Origin of the sequence: Lachnotalea glycerini (assembly GCF_003201285.1) — a bacterium.
GTDB lineage: Bacteria > Bacillota > Clostridia > Lachnospirales > Lachnospiraceae > Lachnotalea > Lachnotalea glycerini.
This window is the reverse complement of sequence record NZ_QICS01000013.1, coordinates 104,533-121,191: the sequence shown is the minus strand read 5'-3', so window position 1 is coordinate 121,191 and position 16,659 is coordinate 104,533. Positions and strand designations below refer to the sequence as shown.

The 16,659-nt window shown below is 35.6% G+C and carries 19 protein-coding genes; 12 read left to right on the top strand and 7 right to left on the bottom strand.

Annotated features, from left to right (window positions below; genetic code table 11):
* Positions 1-71: 71 nt before the first annotated feature.
* Entirely contained in the window at positions 72-425 is a 354-nt protein-coding gene (locus C8E03_RS18335; RefSeq protein ID WP_094376447.1) for a hypothetical protein, read from the top strand.
* Positions 415-1,599, top strand: a complete 1,185-nt coding sequence (locus C8E03_RS18330) for a cation:proton antiporter (protein WP_242993641.1) — start codon at positions 415-417, stop codon at positions 1,597-1,599. The genes C8E03_RS18335 and C8E03_RS18330 overlap by 11 nt, the downstream gene beginning before the upstream one ends.
* A gap of 92 nt (positions 1,600-1,691) precedes the next feature.
* Here the strand turns inward: C8E03_RS18330 and C8E03_RS18325 are convergent, their stop codons facing one another.
* The gene (locus C8E03_RS18325; protein WP_110291795.1) at positions 1,692-2,147 is read right to left on the bottom strand and encodes a GyrI-like domain-containing protein; all 456 of its coding nucleotides are present in this window, start codon (positions 2,145-2,147) and stop codon (positions 1,692-1,694) included.
* Between the two features lie 66 nt (positions 2,148-2,213).
* Positions 2,214-3,116, bottom strand: coding sequence for a helix-turn-helix transcriptional regulator (locus C8E03_RS18320; protein WP_094376449.1), 903 nt, complete (start codon positions 3,114-3,116; stop codon positions 2,214-2,216).
* A 224-nt stretch (positions 3,117-3,340) separates the two neighbouring features.
* On the opposite strand from C8E03_RS18320, the gene C8E03_RS18315 reads away from it, so the two are divergent.
* Positions 3,341-3,730 carry a DUF1284 domain-containing protein gene (locus C8E03_RS18315; protein WP_110291794.1) on the top strand — a complete coding sequence of 130 codons (390 nt, stop codon included), beginning with the start codon at positions 3,341-3,343 and terminating at the stop codon, positions 3,728-3,730.
* On the opposite strand, the gene C8E03_RS18310 is transcribed toward C8E03_RS18315, so the two are convergent.
* On the bottom strand, positions 3,715-4,629 hold the full coding sequence (locus C8E03_RS18310; RefSeq protein ID WP_110291793.1) for a DMT family transporter: 915 nt from the start codon (positions 4,627-4,629) through the stop codon (positions 3,715-3,717). The genes C8E03_RS18315 and C8E03_RS18310 overlap by 16 nt on opposite strands.
* Before the next feature lie 440 nt (positions 4,630-5,069).
* Here C8E03_RS18310 and C8E03_RS18305 point away from each other — a divergent pair, with 440 nt between their 5' ends.
* Complete coding sequence (locus tag C8E03_RS18305) at positions 5,070-6,125, top strand: NAD(P)-dependent alcohol dehydrogenase (RefSeq protein ID WP_094376452.1); 1,056 nt, start codon at positions 5,070-5,072, stop codon at positions 6,123-6,125.
* A 29-nt stretch (positions 6,126-6,154) separates the two neighbouring features.
* Here the strand turns inward: C8E03_RS18305 and deoC are convergent, their stop codons facing one another.
* From deoC to grcA3, 3 genes are all read right to left on the bottom strand, one after another.
* Entirely contained in the window at positions 6,155-6,847 is a 693-nt protein-coding gene (deoC, locus tag C8E03_RS18300) for a deoxyribose-phosphate aldolase (protein WP_110291792.1), read from the bottom strand.
* 4 nt (positions 6,848-6,851) lie between these two features.
* Positions 6,852-7,580 (bottom strand): GntR family transcriptional regulator, encoded by a 729-nt coding sequence (locus tag C8E03_RS18295; RefSeq protein ID WP_094376454.1) that lies wholly within the window; start codon positions 7,578-7,580, stop codon positions 6,852-6,854.
* 184 nt (positions 7,581-7,764) lie between these two features.
* Positions 7,765-8,004, bottom strand: a complete 240-nt coding sequence (gene grcA3, locus C8E03_RS18290) for an autonomous glycyl radical cofactor GrcA3 (protein WP_094376455.1) — start codon at positions 8,002-8,004, stop codon at positions 7,765-7,767.
* Between the two features lie 311 nt (positions 8,005-8,315).
* On the opposite strand from grcA3, the gene spoIIIAA reads away from it, so the two are divergent.
* The 8 genes from spoIIIAA (at position 8,316) to C8E03_RS18250 (ending at position 13,543) form a co-directional block, all read left to right on the top strand.
* Complete coding sequence (gene spoIIIAA / locus C8E03_RS18285) at positions 8,316-9,272, top strand: stage III sporulation protein AA (RefSeq protein WP_181899285.1); 957 nt, start codon at positions 8,316-8,318, stop codon at positions 9,270-9,272.
* Between the two features lie 2 nt (positions 9,273-9,274).
* Positions 9,275-9,793 (top strand): stage III sporulation protein AB, encoded by a 519-nt coding sequence (locus tag C8E03_RS18280; protein ID WP_170123059.1) that lies wholly within the window; start codon positions 9,275-9,277, stop codon positions 9,791-9,793.
* Positions 9,794-9,821: 28 nt separating this feature from the next.
* The gene (spoIIIAC, locus tag C8E03_RS18275; RefSeq protein ID WP_094376457.1) at positions 9,822-10,016 is read left to right on the top strand and encodes a stage III sporulation protein AC; all 195 of its coding nucleotides are present in this window, start codon (positions 9,822-9,824) and stop codon (positions 10,014-10,016) included.
* Positions 10,017-10,025: 9 nt separating this feature from the next.
* A complete protein-coding gene (locus tag C8E03_RS18270) occupies positions 10,026-10,412 on the top strand; it encodes a stage III sporulation AC/AD family protein (RefSeq protein ID WP_094376458.1) in 387 nt (128 codons plus the stop codon).
* A gap of 67 nt (positions 10,413-10,479) precedes the next feature.
* Positions 10,480-11,604 carry a stage III sporulation protein AE gene (locus C8E03_RS18265; RefSeq protein WP_094376459.1) on the top strand — a complete coding sequence of 375 codons (1,125 nt, stop codon included), beginning with the start codon at positions 10,480-10,482 and terminating at the stop codon, positions 11,602-11,604.
* Positions 11,605-11,612: 8 nt separating this feature from the next.
* The gene (locus tag C8E03_RS18260) at positions 11,613-12,191 is read left to right on the top strand and encodes a stage III sporulation protein AF (protein WP_110291791.1); all 579 of its coding nucleotides are present in this window, start codon (positions 11,613-11,615) and stop codon (positions 12,189-12,191) included.
* Between the two features lie 3 nt (positions 12,192-12,194).
* Positions 12,195-12,782 carry a stage III sporulation protein AG gene (locus tag C8E03_RS18255; protein WP_110291790.1) on the top strand — a complete coding sequence of 196 codons (588 nt, stop codon included), beginning with the start codon at positions 12,195-12,197 and terminating at the stop codon, positions 12,780-12,782.
* A 17-nt stretch (positions 12,783-12,799) separates the two neighbouring features.
* A complete protein-coding gene (locus tag C8E03_RS18250) occupies positions 12,800-13,543 on the top strand; it encodes a SpoIIIAH-like family protein (RefSeq protein WP_094376462.1) in 744 nt (247 codons plus the stop codon).
* 248 nt (positions 13,544-13,791) lie between these two features.
* Here the strand turns inward: C8E03_RS18250 and C8E03_RS18245 are convergent, their stop codons facing one another.
* Positions 13,792-16,575, bottom strand: coding sequence for a transglycosylase domain-containing protein (locus tag C8E03_RS18245; protein WP_110291789.1), 2,784 nt, complete (start codon positions 16,573-16,575; stop codon positions 13,792-13,794).
* Positions 16,576-16,659 lie beyond the last annotated feature (84 nt).

Below are 16,659 nucleotides of genomic sequence, written 5' to 3'. Positions count from 1 at the left end.
TAGATGCAAAGATTATCTTTTGCATCTATTGTCAAGTAAATTATATATGAAAGAAAGGGTGAAAGAATCCAATGAAAGTATTATTTTTGGTTTTAAACAAAACAGAAAAACTAGATGAATTATTAATGGAATTTGTCAAACGAAATATTAATGGCGCTACAGTTGTTGACAGTGCGGGTATGGCAAGAATATTATGCAATAAGCATGATAATGATGAAATTCCGTTTTTAGGTTCTATCAGAGCTTTTTTATATCCAGAAAGAGAAAAAAGCAATCTGATTTTAACTGTGATTGAGGACAATCAGTTAGAGGGCGCAGTGGAAGCAATTGAATCAGTTGTTGGAGATCTTTCAAAAAAGGATACAGGGATTGTATTTAGTGTGCCAATAGATTTTGTGAAAGGAATATACAAAAGTGGAAAATAGAATTATAGTGGAAACGGCACTTATGTTATTAACAGGCTTATTATTTGGCAGACTGGCAAAATTTTTAAAATTTCCAAATGTTACTGGTTATCTTATTGCAGGACTTGTACTTGGACCATCCTTGCTTAATTTAATTCCAAGCAGCATGGTAGACGGGTTTGGAGTCATATCTGACATTGCTCTCGCTTTCATTGCTTTTTCGATTGGTTGTGAATTCAATTTAAACTATTATAGAAAAGTTGGTATTGCGCCAATCATAATAGCAATTAGTGAAGCTATGGGAGCAGTTATTATTGTTACCATTGTATTAATTATCTGCGGATTTGATGTTAAATTATCGATAATGTTAGGTGCAATTGCTGCGGCAACGGCTCCGGCACAAACAATCATGGTTATTAATCAGTATAAAGCGAAAGGTCCGTTAACCTCTCTACTGCTGAGTGTCGTAGCGATCGATGATGCGGTGGCATTAATCGGTTTTGGCTTTGCTACAACAATAGTAAAAATGATGTCTTCTAATCTAAACACCAATATTCTTATATCAATTTTGAGTCCTGTTGCTGAAATTATGATATCATTCATCATAGGTCTGGTTACAAGCCTGTTTATGAAATTAATCTTTCGTTGGTTTAAAAAAACATCGAACAGAGAATGTATTATCATAGCAGTGGTATTACTAACCTATTGGATGGCCGAATATTTTCATGGCTCGGCATTACTTGCTTGTATGACATTAGGAGCAGTTCTTGTTAATATTTATGCTGAGACAGATGGAGTAGTCAAGATTGTGGATCATTTTACACCTGCAATCTTTATGATTTTCTTCGTAATTTCGGGTGCAGGTTTTGAAATAGCAGCGCTTCCGGCTATTGGTATGATTGGAATCTTATATGTTGTACTGCGTGTCGCAGGCAAAGTGTTTGGAGCTTGGCTTGGTGGTAAGCTTACCAAGCAAGAGGACAAGATATGCAAATATTTAGGCCCCACTTTAATGCCACAGGCGGGAGTTGCATTAGGTTTAATTGTAGTAGCCAGTAAAATGGTACCCGATTATGCGGCGCAGATTAGAGTCATCATATTATGCTCTACCTTTATTTATTCTATCATTGGTCCTATTGCTGCTAAATTTGCCCTGGAAAAGTCAGGAGAAATTGTAATAAATAAGACTGTGTAGCAAGCTTAGATTACGTGAATAAAAGTTTGATTTAAAGTATCAGCACAGAAAATGTTCGACTTTTTGTGCTGATACTATATTTTCAGCATTTATTATTTTAATGAAATATAAATGTGTATTTCTGCATTTTCCATATCGCTGTTTTGATATTCTTCAAAATCATATTGATAGCTTCTGTTTAAATCCATCTGCCAAAATTCATTCCAGAAATCAGATACAGCTTTTTGCACATGACCGTGTACAATGAATTTAGCATATTTACCAGCAGGGATTATTCTGGTTATCGTTGCATCTGGAATGTTCGAAGCTTGTCTTACTTCACAGGCAACGGTTACAGAATATTCACCATGTTCATCCAATTCATAATCTGAATAGATTCCAAGTGCTTTTTCGTTTACCTTATCTGCTATTTTGAAATATACACCATCCTGATAAAAACGATTCCATAAGCCACCAATGATCATTGGCATTTCAGTATCTGAATTTTTGGTACGAGCAGTTAGACCTACCACTATTTTTTCTTCCAATTGAACAATTTCATAATTCATATTAAATACCTCTCTTTCTTTGATAAAGAAAGGATAACAGAAGAAACTTGACAACTGTTTGTCATATTATAAATATTGCTTTAAAATTTCTTCCACCTTACTTTTAAATTCTTCTCTAAAGTCATCAGGTTCTATAATTTCAAGCGCGTTTCCAAATCCAAGAAGATAGTTGATAAGCCAAGGGGTATCCGGTATGAGAGCTTTTACAGAGAATGTATTGCCTTCTTGTACAATCGTTGCATTTCTAAATTCATCATAAACACGAAATGCCATTGACTGGTCAATGCGCAGGTGCAGTAAGATGCTCTGAGTTAAGGAGGAATCATAATCTGAGGAAGCAGGAACACTATTTTTCTTACAAAATATATCATCATTTAAGGCATGAAGATTTTCAATTCGAGTTAATTTAAAAAAACGATAATCATTTCGAGTCCTGCAATAGGCATATAAATACCAGTGTGTACCTTTAAAAATCAGCTTATATGGCTCTACAATGCGTCTGGACTGCACGCCCTTATTATTATAATAGGTAAAGGATAATGCAGTTGAATTTTGAATACTAATCCGAATCTTAGAAAAAAGCTCTTTATCCGACTCATTCTGCTCCCAGCCGGAAAAGTCAATTTCAATCCAATTATCAGCACTTTTTTGAAACAGGCCAGCAAGTTTAGTAATGGAATTATCCAAATCAAGCTGGCCTGTAATATTAGCACCCTGAAGTGCCATGAGTACCTGATTTTGCTCTGCATCGGACAGGAGAGCTTTATCAATGGAATAATGCTCCAGAATGGAAATACCACCCCCCTTACCCTGCGTACAGTAAATGGGAATACCATTGGCGGATAGTGTATCAATATCTCTGTAAATCGTTCTGACGGAAACGTCAAATTGTTTGGCTAAGGCAGAAGCAGTTACAGTCTTTTTATTAATTAAAGTATAGGTAATTGCAAATAAACGGTCATTTTTCATAAGAACACACTTTCCTATCATAATTATTAATATTAATGTAGTTGGGATATCATATTAATTTTAAAGTAAACAATCTAAGCTTGCAATTATATTTTATTAAAACTCAAACGTTAACCAATATAATTACACAAGTTGACAATCGAAATGATATGTTTTAAAATACAAAAGTAGTAATGACAACTTTGATTAGTCTTGCATTAAAATTTTAAAAGGAGTTAAAAGGTATGCCAAAATATAAAATACGTGCACACCATGCAATGTGTCTGCAATATTTTTGCGGGAATGGCTATAGTGATGCGTTTGTTGAAAATATGAAATATATATCGGCTGCTTTAAATAAGAACCCGATTATTACTGTCATAGACTATGGTGATGATATTTGCAGTGAATGCCCTAACTATTTAATGAATAATCAATGTGTAGACCAAAATAAAGTCAGTGTATATGACAGTAAAGTTTTACAATATTGCTCCGTGGAAAGCGGCATAACCATTCATTGGAAAGATTTTGAAAGGGCAGTACTCCAAAATATCTTGTCAGTTAATAAAAGAGACATGATTTGTAAAGATTGCAAATGGAACAATCTATGTAAAAAATTTTACCATGAAGTCTGAGGGGAATTTGGAGCCGTTTCCTTTTTACTGCTTTCTGATAAGAACAGGCCGAGTAAGATAAGGGAAATACCAAATACGGAAACTAACGTAACAGGCTCACGAAGTATTAAAACAGAAGCTATGACACTGATGACAGGTATCATATAAATATAAACACTCGTTTTAACAACTCCTAATGTCTTAACAGAAAAACTCCAGGTGACGAAGCATATTGCGGAGGCTCCAAGTCCCAGAAATAAAAGGTTAAAAAAATTGGTTATGCTCATAAATTGAGAAACATGAAGATTAAAATCTAGTACAAAGCAGCAGGGCAGCATAAACAATATACCATAGAAGAAGGTCAGTCTTGTTGTTTGGATAATATGATAGCCAAAGGTACTGATTTTTTTAACTAAGGTAGAATAAGCAGCCCAAATGATTGAAGCCAGAATAGCCAAAATATTTCCAATCGGTGAAATAGCAAAAGATTTGCTGCCATTTAAGCTAATCAGACAAATTCCAGTCATTGCAATCAAAAAACCTATAATAAAGCGTATTCCAGGACGCTTGTCCTTTAGGAAAATACAGCTAAATATTGCTGTAACAAAGGGTGATATGGATACAATAATTCCAACATTCGAAGCTAGAGTATAAGTCAGTGCAATGTTCTCAAAGAGATAATAAAGAGTTATTCCACATAGACCGGCTGCAGCAAAATAGATATTTTGTTTTGGGTTAATCACCTTAAGATGATGTGGAAAAACGAGCCACAATGCAATATAACCCATCAGAAAACGGATCATGAGAATTTCAACAGGTGTAAAATCCTGCAAAAGTACTTTAGTTGAGATAAAGGTAGTACCCCAGATAAAAATTGTTAAAAATGAGGTGATATGTCCGATGATATTTTTACTTTTCATTATAAATGTCCTTTCATTGCTTCGTGTGTTTCATGGTGCTTGTAAAAATTCTTTGACCTGCTTTAGTATTAATCCTATCAACCTTTAATAAAATGAATTACTCTTTCTCTATGTAATGATATGTTGGGTTCCAAAGTCATGTTTTTTCATGCAAGAATAAACACATGACCTTTTGATTCTAGTATCATGATATTTTTTTAACATAAATTTAGATTGATATCTTGAAAGTTATTATACCACTTTTGCACTCAAATCAATAAATTTATATTAAAAAAATTAAAAGATAATAGAATAAATCATAAATTAGAAAAAACATATAAAATCATATTAAAAAGATTATACATAATTACAATAAGACAAGAATTGATTATAAAAACATTATATGTTAATATAGATTTATGACAAAAAAATAACGATGTAAATAGAAAAGGAGATAGGATATGAAAGGCTTTGCAATGTTAGGAATTGGAAAAACTGGTTGGATTGAGAAAGCAGCACCAACATGTGGTGCACTTGATGCAATCTGTAAGCCACTGGCACTCTCACCATGTACTTCAGATGTACATACAGTTTGGGCAGGAGCAATCGGAGATCGTCATGATATGATTTTAGGTCATGAGGCAGTGGCACAAATCGTAGAAGTTGGTTCTATGGTCAAGGATTTTAAACCGGGTGACAAAGTAATTGTTCCGGCTATAACTCCTGACTGGGGTTCACTTGAGGCACAAGCAGGCTATTCGATGCATTCAGGAGGAATGCTTGCAGGATGGAAATTTTCAAACTTCAAAGATGGTGTTTTTGGAGAATTATTTCATGTAAATGAAGCAGACGCAAATCTTGCTCTTTTGCCAGAGGGAATTGATTTAGCCGCTGCAGCTATGCTTTCCGATATGGTGCCGACTGGCTTTCATGGCGTTGAATTAGCGGATGTTCAGTTTGGTGATTCGGTTGTTGTAATTGGGATTGGACCAGTAGGTCTTATGTCAGTAGCAGGTACAGCTTTACGAGGTGCATCACATATCTATGCAGTTGGTTCTAGACCAAATTGTATTCAGATAGCCAAGGAATATGGAGCAACTGATATTATAAATTACCGTGAAGGTGATATCGTAGAACAGATTATGGAAAAGACAAAGGGAAAAGGTGTTGATAAGATTGTTATAGCAGGCGGAGACGTTGATACGTTTGCTCAGGCAATTCGTATGCTAAAGCCAGGCGGAAGAATTGGAAATGTAAATTATCTTGGTGAGGGTGATTATGTGAAGATCCCTCGTGCTGAATGGGGCTGCGGTATGGGACATAAAATAATAGCCGGAGGTCTTATGCCTGGAGGAAGACTTAGAATGGAGAAATTAGTGTCCTTAATGGAAACAGGTAAATTAGATACAGGTAAATTAATTACTCATAAATTCAATGGTTTTGAAAAGGTGGAAGATGCCTTAATGCTGATGAAAGATAAGCCAAGAGATTTGATTAAGCCGGTTGTGCTTTTATAATAAAATATTACAGTAAACAAAAGGGCGGTTCACGAAAAGGTGTTCAGTCCTTTTGCTTCGTTCATAATCAAAACAGCAGAGGCCACGCCAATACCAAATCTCTCACATCCCAGTTCCGCCAATTCTTTTACGGCAGACAGGGTACGGATACCACCGGCTGCTTTGATCAAAGCTCTTTCGCCCACCGCCTCTTTCATAATCTTGATGGCATGAACTGTTGTGGGATTCGGTGACCAGCCTGTTCCGCTCTTGACAAAGGAAGCACCGCCTTGAATGGCTAATTCACAAGCCTTGCTGATTTCATAATCATTCAGATAAGAGGTTTCAATAATAACTTTAACGGGGTGCCCATTACAGGCAGAAACAACAGCTTTAATATCCTCTGATACATAGTTGTAGTCCTTTGACTTTAAAAGGCCATATGCCATAACCATATCAAGTTCCTTACATCCCATATTCACAAGCTCTTTTGCTTGTGCGGCCTTAGACGCTATCGTGTCACATCCGGTTGGAAAACCAACAACTCCTCCTACATTGATGAGAGGTTCCTCCTTTAATTGAGAAATGAGATAGGGAGTATAACAGGGCATTGCAAAGACACTGATAAACTGATATTTTTTTGAAATGGAAATCATATCATTAATATCTGACAGTGTGTGTGTGCTATGTACACAGCTAATATCTATATGCCGGTTTAAATTCCTAAGGAAATCAGGATTCATTGGATCAATCACCTCGATATCGTCCATTCATATTTGTCGTCAGTTCGTAATGTTTGCCAATAATAACAACATCATCCAAGCATACAGGGTTACCTTCGAACAAACAGGTTCTTTGAATACAAAGAAGGGCTTCTCCTGTTTCAATCTCTAGCATTTGAGCCTCTTCAAAGCTAGCATTTTTAGCAAATATCCGATCAGATGCCCCATCAATTTTAATCTGATAGGTGTCCTCTAGGAATTGATACAAAGCTAAGAATTTATTACAATATTCGCTTACGCCAACCACAAGATGTTCTGGTACATAGTTTTTCATAATTACAATAGGCTTTTCATCCGCTAATTGAATTCTTTGAAAACGTGCTACCTTGTCGCCTATAGCAATTTTAAGACAACTGGCAATTTCAGGAGGAGCCAAAATGACATCAATGTGCATGCTTTTGGTTCTTACGGCGTAGCCCTTTTGACGCAAGGTTTCTGTTACAGATACAACATGGTTAAGATTTTGAGTGGCTTTATAATCAAGTACTATTGTACCACAGCCTTGTTTTACATGAACCAGCTTATCTTGATTCAACATTTTAACTGCCTTTCGAATGGTAATTCGGCTTACATTAAAAATTTTTTCCAGTTCACTCTCAATTGGAAGCATTTCACCAATCTTATATTTACCGTTCAAAATTTCTTCTTTCAATTGATTATATACACATAAATAAGACGGTAGCTTATTCGACATATCACATTCCTCCCAAACATATTATAGCCTATGAGATTTAAAAACACCAGAAAAAAATAGCATGTGAATAAGGATGATGAAGTTCAAAAAAGCCATCGCTCGCTGTATCAAAGAAAGTAAATCTTTCAATGTCTACAGCAGGTGATGGCTGTTTGATATTTTAAATTATATCATGTTTGTTTTATTACATTGCATTATGAAAAGTACGTGAAATCACATCATTTTGTTGTTCCTTGGTTAGCTTATTAAAATTAACTGCATAACCAGATATACGAATCGTTAGTTGAGGATATTTCTCAGGATGCTTTTGTGCATCAAGAAGAGTATCTCTTGTAAAGACATTTACATTAAGATGATGCCCTCCTTTTTGTGCGTATCCATCTAATAAAGAAACTAAATTGTCTACTTGTCCTTGATTTGCCATTCAATCCCTCCTTGTATCTTAATAAAAAGCTCATATACTGCAATATGAAGCAATGAATAGTATAGTAGTTAAACTGTAAAATAATAGTAATTATTATTATTACTATAATAATAAATATATCATATCTATCTTAATATGTCCATATGATAAAGTTCAAATTTTATTTATTATAGAAAGTACCGTGTTAATGAAAGTCATTCATTTCTATAAAATAATATTACTTTATGATGCGCAACAGGGACTTTGCTTCAAATAAAAATTAATAACATAAATTGTTAATCCATTCATATACTGTTTTAAGAGGTGAGTGCATGATAAAAAAAGACGAGCTGGTTAAGATTTTTCCAATAGAAATTCGAAAAATATTGATTAACAGTAAATTTAATTTTGAACTGTTACAGGAAGTCAGATTAAGAGTAAATGGTCCCTTAATTGTAATATATGAAGGTAGAGAATTATTTGTAGGAAAAGGGGGGGTATTGCTACAGAATGAGTCTGGTTCATACATTGTTAGCAAAGATGAGGTTAAAGAAATGCTTGGTTATATAAGCAGCTATTCGCTCTACGCCTTTGAGGATGAAATAAAACAAGGTTTTATTACCATTCAGGGAGGTCACAGAATTGGTATAGCAGGTAAAACAGTAGTTGAGGGAGAAGCAATTACAGGACTAAAATATATCTCTTATATTAATGTTAGAATCTCACATGAAATAAAGGGCTGTGCCAATAAAGTAATTCCCTATGTTGCAAATAACAATGTGGTACACCATTGTTTAATCATTTCTCCGCCAAGGTGCGGTAAGACAACCTTGTTAAGAGATATCATCAGACAGATTTCTAATGGAATGAATGGGGTTTTAGGCCAAACAGTAGGAGTTGTAGATGAAAGGAGTGAAATAGGTGGTTGTTATATGGGGGTGGCAGTGAATGACTTAGGAATACGTACTGATGTTTTGGATTGCTGTCCTAAGGCAAAAGGAATGCTGATGCTAATTCGATCTATGTCACCACGGGTTATAGCCATAGATGAAATAGGTGATTATGAAGATGTAAAAGCAATTGAAGCAGTTATTAATTGCGGTTGTAAGCTTCTTGCGACTGTGCATGGAAGTTCGATTGAAGATATTAAGAACAAGCCACTACTCCAAAAAATGATTACAGAAAAGATTTTTGAAAGATATATTGTATTAAACAATAATAGGCAGATTGGAAATATAAAAGAAATATTTGATGAGCGGGGAACTATTATTTACAGAGAGGGGGCATAAAGTTGCTAAAAATAGTTGGCGCAATATTAGTCATTGCAGCTACGACAGGGATTGGTGTTACGGCAGGAAGAGATTTGAAAGTACGATTAGATAACTTAAGATATATCAAAAAACTTATGCTTATGCTTAGAGGTGAAATTAAATATTTAAAGGCACCCTTGGGTGAAGCATTTTTTAATGTGGGAAATAGAGCAAAAGCCCCCTTTTGTGAATTTTTCAATAAAATAGCTTTGGAAATTGAAAGCTTGGAAAGTGAAAGTTTTTATGTAATATGGTGTAAATACATTGATGAAGAGTTAAATAAAATTCAATTAAATAAACGAGATTGTCTTACATTAAAAAGAGTGGGAGAGCATCTGGGATATATGGATAAGGAAATGCAGCTGGGTATGATTGATTTATATGTGGAGCAGCTAGAGGAGGAAATTATAATATCCAAAGATAGCATGCAGGAGAAAATCAGAATATACAATTGCCTTGGTGTTGTAGCAGGTATCTTTGCCGTGTTGATTACAATTTGATGCAAGAATCGCACGAATGGAGGAATATATGAGCGTTAATATTATATTTAAAATTGCAGCAGTAGGAATTTTAGTATCTGTTTTAGGGCAGGTGCTTAAGCATAGTGGACGAGAAGAACATGCTTTTTTAACCAGCCTTGCAGGTTTAATTGTAGTACTGTTTTGGATTATACCTTATATATATGATTTGTTTGAAACAATCAAAAAATTATTCGCATTGTAGGTGAAAATAGTGGACATGTTAAAAATTGCTTTTATTGGAGTGATAGGAGTGATACTGTCAGTTCAATTTAGAGGGCACAAATCAGAATACGGATTATATATAAGCCTTGCAACCAGTCTCCTTATTTTATTTTGCATCGCAGATAAGCTATCTGCAGTCATTGAGGCAGTGAATAAAATACAAGGCTATATTAACTTAAATACCGTTTACTTATCTACTCTTGCCAAAATTATTGGAATAACCTATATTGCAGAGTTTGCTTCGGGAATATGTAAGGATGCGGGTTATAGTGCAATTGCAGGACAAATCGAAGTATTTGCCAAGATTGCAGTGATGGCGCTTAGTATGCCGGTTCTGCTTGCATTATTAGAAACAATAGATAGCTTTTTAAGCTGACATAGAGAAATCAGGCAATCATAGCTGCGATTTAGGACAAGTGGCTGTTATATAAGGGGAGGTAGACATGAATAGAGGATTCATTTTACTTGCTACAATATTATTGCTGGCTGGAGGCAAGGTATATGCAGCGGAGGCGGACATGTCAATTACAGATAGTAGTGAATTTAATGACATAAACAAAAGTCTTGACCTATTACTGGACGGAGATGAGGTTGATTTTAAAGAGATGATAGTCAATATTATAAAGGGGAAGGAACCACTTAATGTTGAAACCTTATTGCAAACCTTAGTTAATAAGGCATTTGGACAAATTAGCTATGTAAAAAAAACGATTTTACATATTATGATTATAGCAATAGCAGCAGCAATATTAAATAACTTCAGCAGTGTGTTTAATAATAATCAAATTGCGGATATTAGTTTTTATGTAGTATATATGCTTTTACTTACCGTGTTGATGAAATCCTTTGTGTCAGTTACAACGATCGCTGAAAGTGCAGTAAATAGTTTAATTGAATTTATGCAATCGTTGGTACCTGCTTATTTTTTGGCATTAAATGTAGCGGGTAAGACAACAACAGCCATGATATTTTATCAAGTAATATTAATGATAATTACGGGTATTCATTTACTCTTTTCAAGATTTATTTTGCCTTTAATTAACGTATATATTGTTCTAATGTTGGTGAATAATCTTTCGAAAGAGGATTTTCTTTCCAGACTGGCTCAGCTTCTTAAGGGAACAATTGAATGGCTTCTAAAAGCAATGCTTACCGTTGTAGTTGGCTTTAATGTCATTCAAAGTCTTGTGGCACCAGCGATTGATTCCTTTCGGACGACAGCACTGAATAAAACAGTAAGTGCAATTCCGGGTGTAGGTAATGCGGTAAATGCAGTAACGGATATGGTGATTGGCTCCGCAGTTATTATAAAGAATGGAGTTGGCGTTGCTGCCCTAATTGTTCTAATTGTAATAAGTCTTGTTCCTTTAATACAATTATGGACTTTTTCTGTTTTATATAAGTTGGCCGCAGCAGTGATACAGCCTGTTTCAGATGCCAGAATGGTCAGCTCAATAGGAAGTGTTTCTGATGCGGTCAAGCTTTTGATTAAAGTATTAACCACTTCGTTAATATTATTTATGATAACCATAGCAATTGTCACAGCAACAACAACAACAGCGGTATAGGAGAGAAAATGATTACTGAAATCTATCAGTGGATTAAAAATATTGCATTTTACATCATACTAGTTACTGCGGTTATGAATGTAATACCAAATAATAATTTTAAAAAATACATTAATTTATTTACAGGAATGATTATGATTATTCTGGTATTGTCTCCAATTTGTAAATTTATGGGAATTAATACAAGACTAGATACTAATTTTATTAAAAATATATACAGTCAGGAGCTAAACAGCGTAAAGGTTGATTCTTATCATATATCCAAAGAAAGCGCTTCAAACCTGTTAGATCAATATAAGAAAGAAATAGGAAATCAAGTAGAGAAAATAGTAAATAAGGAGGGATATTATATGGTGAATGCTGATGTCATTATGAATGAAGATAGCAACAGCGAGGAATATGGCAGCTTAGAAGGAATTAATGTGGTGGTTGCAAATGAGGATAAAGAGAATCTTAAAATTGCAGTAGATAAAATAGAAATAGGCAACAAGCATTTCGAAAATCCAGAGGAAATTAGTGTGAAAAATGTGATAGAGGACTTCTATAATGTGGGCTTAGATAATATAAATGTTAGTATACAGAGGTAGAATATGGAATGGAAAATAAAGCTGCCTAAATTAAAATTTAATTTAAAAAATATGAAGAAAGATAATTATATCATTATACTTTTGGTTGGAGTTTTACTAATTGTGATAGCATTGCCTGTTTCAGACAATAAGGATAAGGAAGAAAAGGCAGGTGTTGAAAGCATAACGAATAATGAGGAGGAAACTCAAGTCTTAACCTATGTGGATGAACAAGAAAAAAGGCTGGGAGAAATATTAAGTCAGGTACAGGGAGTGGGAGATGTCAAGGTTATGATTACGTTAAAATCATCAAAGGAGCTTATAGTAGAAAAGGATACTCCTACAACATCCCAAACATCGTTAGAAGAAGATGCAGAGGGTGGAAAGAGAAATACAACAGATAAGACCACTACAGAGGCAACGGTTTATGAACAGGATAATAATGGTGACAGCAGCCCTTATGTAGTGAAAGAGCTGGAGCCAGAAATTGAGGGTATCATTGTCATTGCAAAGGGAGGAGATGACCCTGTAGTAGCCAAAAATATTTCAGAGGCGGTTTTAGCATTATTTCATGTAGAAGCGCATAAAATTAAGGTAATGAAAATGAATTAGTTAGGAGGACGATACAGTTGAAGAATGTATTTAAAAGAAATCAGGTTGTTATAACCGCATTAACGATTATGATTGCAGCGGCATTTTATTTGAACTATGCAGATAAAATAGATACAAGTGAACCAAGCAAAGCAGCAAGCGCAACGGTAGAAGAAGATGCAATTGATGTAAGCGATATCTCAGAAGAAGATATCTATGCGGCTGCTAATGCAGAAGCAAATTCCGAAGAAGTATTAGAAGCTTTATCCCCAAATGGAGAAGAGGACATTCAAAGCTACGATTTGGATTTGACATCCGATACAGCCTCAGCAGAAGATGTGCAAACGGATAGTACTGAAACAGCAGCTCCGGTGACCGAAGAAGAGACTCCGGGTGAAGCTGTACTGACAAGTGCAACAACAAGCGTTGGATTTATTGCAGAAGCTAAGCTTTCAAGGGAGCAGGTAAGGGCAAAGAATAAAGAGTCATTATTAGAAATCATCAATAATACAGCCATTTCAGATGATCAGAAGCAATCAGCTATTGATGCAATGATTAAGATGACAGATATATCAGAAAGAGAGGCAGCAGCAGAAACCTTATTAGAATCAAAAGGTTTTGAGGATGTAGTCGTAAGCATAACCGACGATACTGCGGATGTAGTAGTTAATATGTCAGAGGTAACAGATGCCAAACGAGCTCAGATTGAAGACATTATGAAAAGAAAAACAGAAGTTTCCGCTGAAAATATTGTTATTACGCCAATTAGTGTAGAACAGTAATACATAGGAATAAAAGCATTCATTCTATAAATAGTTATACTTTATTTATAGATATGAATGCATTTTAATGTAATAGGAAAGTCCTATTACATTAAAATGCTCCACACAATGCGCACGGATGCAAGAGGAAAATATCACTGCGTGATAGCATTCGGCGCGGCAAAGCGGCCAAGTCCCTCATGAGTGAGGGATTAGGGAGCTGATGCAGACTTGTGCGCTTTGTTCTATACAAGGGAATTCCTTTACTCCTATGGAGAAACAGGATTCTGTGTCGGTGTTTGATTATCTGTAGTTGTTTGAGTATCTGTAGAATTGGTTGAATCAATAATTGAATTCACACCTGCATCTGGTGTAGTTTGGCTTCCGCCTGTTGTATTTGTAGTATCATCTGTAGTAGTACCTGTCGAATTTGTACTGTCTGTTGTTGTATTTGTATCAGTTGAATACTCAGGCAGTCTATTATAATAATAATTAGAATCCAAATGCGATGACGCAGAGGAATGAATTGGACACATATTCTGCGAGTAATCTGCCGGTAATTCATATTGCGTATCATCTGTCACACCAGTGGAACCTGTTGGGCGAATAATATATACCTGATCAGAATTATACGTTACCTCCGGACAATATGGACTTGCAGGCAGACCAGTTAAAGTACAGGTAGCCAGTTTAATATGAGTATCGCATACTTCCGTAGGAGCAGTTCCCTTAGCAAAATACTCTGTGATTGCCATACTTCCCCGGGGATCGCAATCACAAAGACCAGTGACAGCAAGCTTACCAGATTTTTTGCATATAACCGCTGTCTCAATATTGTCGGGGATGGTAAATTCTTTTCGTTCTAACCCTTCGTGTACACGAGACATAATGTTTTTCCATAATACCTTATGGAAAGAGGTGCTGCTGCTCATTTTATCATTTGTATCATAGCCGCCCCATACTGTGCATGTATAGTATGGAGTAAAACCGGAAAACCATAGATCACGGTAATCAGATGTGGTACCCGTTTTTCCTGCAATTGGCATAGTTCCAAAATTTAGTGATTTACCGGTTCCAACTTTAACCACATCTTCCATTGCACTGGTAAGTAAAAATGCAGTTGTATCCTTTATAACGGTAGTAGTCTTAGGTGTATTATCAATTAATACATTTCCATCATGATCTAATATTTTGGTATAAAAAATTGGTTTTGTATAAGTGCCTCCGTTTGCAATTGTAGCATAAGCAGCAGTCAGTTCTAAATTAGTTACACCATCTGTAATACCTCCAAGAGCAAGTGATTGTGTAATATCAGTCATAACGGTTCCGTCTGCCTGCTTACGGGAATTTACTAAAGTTGTAAATCCAAATTTTAACAAATAATCATATCCAAGCTGAGGAGTGATTTCTGTTAAGGTCTTAACGGTAACAATATTCATAGAGTAGGTTATTGCATCTCGTATTGTTGTCAAACCACGATAGCCTGTTGAATACCAGTTACTTACAGGTCTGCCGCTTGCGTAATTGTATTCAGAGTCATCATGCACCGTTGCTAAGGTCATACCAGCAGTATCTAAGGCTGGTGCATAGGTTGAAAGTACCTTAAAGGTGGAACCTGGCTGACGTTTGGTATCAGTAGCACGGTTTAAAGTAAGGCTGGCTTCCTTAGTACCACGTCCGCCGACAATGGCTTTCACATAGCCGGTTGCCTGGTCCATTATTACGCAAGATGCTTGCGGCTGGGGAGTAAGAGTGATGCTTTCATCGATTTCATCCCCTTCTTTCAAAATAGCCTCTTTATAGCGCTCAATTTGAGCATTTGCTTCCTCTTCACTGTCAAATACAGTATTGTAACTAATCCCATCAATTTCCTTAAAATAATCCTTAAGGGAATCCTCACTATAGTTGGCTACAGTACCATCCTTAGAGGTAACCGTTAAGCGATAGGTTAAAGCAACCTCTGTTCCTTTAGGATAATTATCAGAATTGGCAAATTCTTCATCACAAATCGTCTGAATCCTCTTGTCCTGCGTTGTATAAATACTTAAGCCGCTGCTGTAAAGTGCATTATAGGCCTGAGTTTGCGTATAGCCTTTCTGTTCTTGCAAATCTTTCATAACCTGATCAGTGAGTTCATCAACAAAGTATGTATAAACAGAAGAAGATACAATCTCTGTATTTACAGTTTTAATTCTTGAATAAACGTCATCAGCTAAAGCTTCATCATATTCATCCTGACTGATATAGCCTTGTTCTAGCATATTGCCAAGTACTTTTTTTCGGCGTTCTGCGTTATTTTCAGGATTGCTGATAGGGTTGTAGCGGTAAGGATTTTGTGTAATACCAGCAATAACAGCGCATTCAGACAGAGTTAATTCAGAAACATCCTTGTTAAAATAACGTAGAGAAGCCGCTTGCACACCAAGAGTATTCTGCCCAAGATTGATTGCATTCAGATAATTTTCAAGAATCACTTCTTTTGACATGGATTTCTCAAGCTGAATTGCTAAATATTGCTCTTGAATCTTACGCTTAAATTTATCAGTAAGGGATTTTTCTTCTGTCCATCCCTCGAAAACATTGTTCTTTAATAACTGCTGGGTAATTGTGCTGGCACCTTCTGAAAAATTACCGCTTGTAATTCCAAGAACACCTGCTCGAATGATACCCTTTATATCAATTCCGTTATGCTCCCAAAAACGTTCATCTTCAATGGCAACAAAAGCATTTTGTAGATTTTTGGGTATTTCATCTATGGATTTGGATACTCTGTTTGATCCTGAAGCAACAAGCTTTGTAATTTCATTTCCATCTTGATCGTAAACAGCAGTGGAATATTTCTTAGGAGTTACATCATAGGTGGATATCTCTGGTGCACTGTCAATAACGCCTTTAATAATTCCGATGGCTGCACAGCTGCCAATAACAGCCGTTGCTAAAAAGCATACAATAAAAACCTTGAAAATCGTAACAATCACTTTACGGCCAACTTTATTAGTTTTAGAAGTTAAGGCTTTTTGCTTATCAGAAGCTCCTTTTTTTCCGTAATTCATTCATATGCCTCCTTTATCTTTCCTATTATAACAAATAACCTATGCTAAATAAAGGAAAATTTGTAGCCCGACAATTGCTAAAGG

Excerpts from the sequence above, each read along its gene's own strand:
- C8E03_RS18310 (WP_110291793.1), bottom strand. The coding sequence starts at position 4,629 with ATGAAAAGTAAAAATATCATCGGACATATCACCTCATTTTTAACAATT.
- C8E03_RS18260 (WP_110291791.1), top strand. The coding sequence starts at position 11,613 with ATGATTACTGAAATCTATCAGTGGATTAAAAATATTGCATTTTACATC.
- spoIIIAA (WP_181899285.1), top strand. The coding sequence starts at position 8,316 with ATGATAAAAAAAGACGAGCTGGTTAAGATTTTTCCAATAGAAATTCGA.
- grcA3 (WP_094376455.1), bottom strand. The coding sequence starts at position 8,004 with ATGGCAAATCAAGGACAAGTAGACAATTTAGTTTCTTTATTAGATGGA.
- C8E03_RS18305 (WP_094376452.1), top strand. The coding sequence starts at position 5,070 with ATGAAAGGCTTTGCAATGTTAGGAATTGGAAAAACTGGTTGGATTGAG.
- C8E03_RS18320 (WP_094376449.1), bottom strand. The coding sequence starts at position 3,116 with ATGAAAAATGACCGTTTATTTGCAATTACCTATACTTTAATTAATAAA.
- C8E03_RS18325 (WP_110291795.1), bottom strand. The coding sequence starts at position 2,147 with ATGAATTATGAAATTGTTCAATTGGAAGAAAAAATAGTGGTAGGTCTA.
- C8E03_RS18335 (WP_094376447.1), top strand. The coding sequence starts at position 72 with ATGAAAGTATTATTTTTGGTTTTAAACAAAACAGAAAAACTAGATGAA.
- C8E03_RS18255 (WP_110291790.1), top strand. The coding sequence starts at position 12,195 with ATGGAATGGAAAATAAAGCTGCCTAAATTAAAATTTAATTTAAAAAAT.
- C8E03_RS18265 (WP_094376459.1), top strand. The coding sequence starts at position 10,480 with ATGAATAGAGGATTCATTTTACTTGCTACAATATTATTGCTGGCTGGA.
- C8E03_RS18295 (WP_094376454.1), bottom strand. The coding sequence starts at position 7,580 with ATGTCGAATAAGCTACCGTCTTATTTATGTGTATATAATCAATTGAAA.
- deoC (WP_110291792.1), bottom strand. The coding sequence starts at position 6,847 with ATGAATCCTGATTTCCTTAGGAATTTAAACCGGCATATAGATATTAGC.
- spoIIIAC (WP_094376457.1), top strand. The coding sequence starts at position 9,822 with ATGAGCGTTAATATTATATTTAAAATTGCAGCAGTAGGAATTTTAGTA.
- C8E03_RS18315 (WP_110291794.1), top strand. The coding sequence starts at position 3,341 with ATGCCAAAATATAAAATACGTGCACACCATGCAATGTGTCTGCAATAT.
- C8E03_RS18245 (WP_110291789.1), bottom strand. The coding sequence starts at position 16,575 with ATGAATTACGGAAAAAAAGGAGCTTCTGATAAGCAAAAAGCCTTAACT.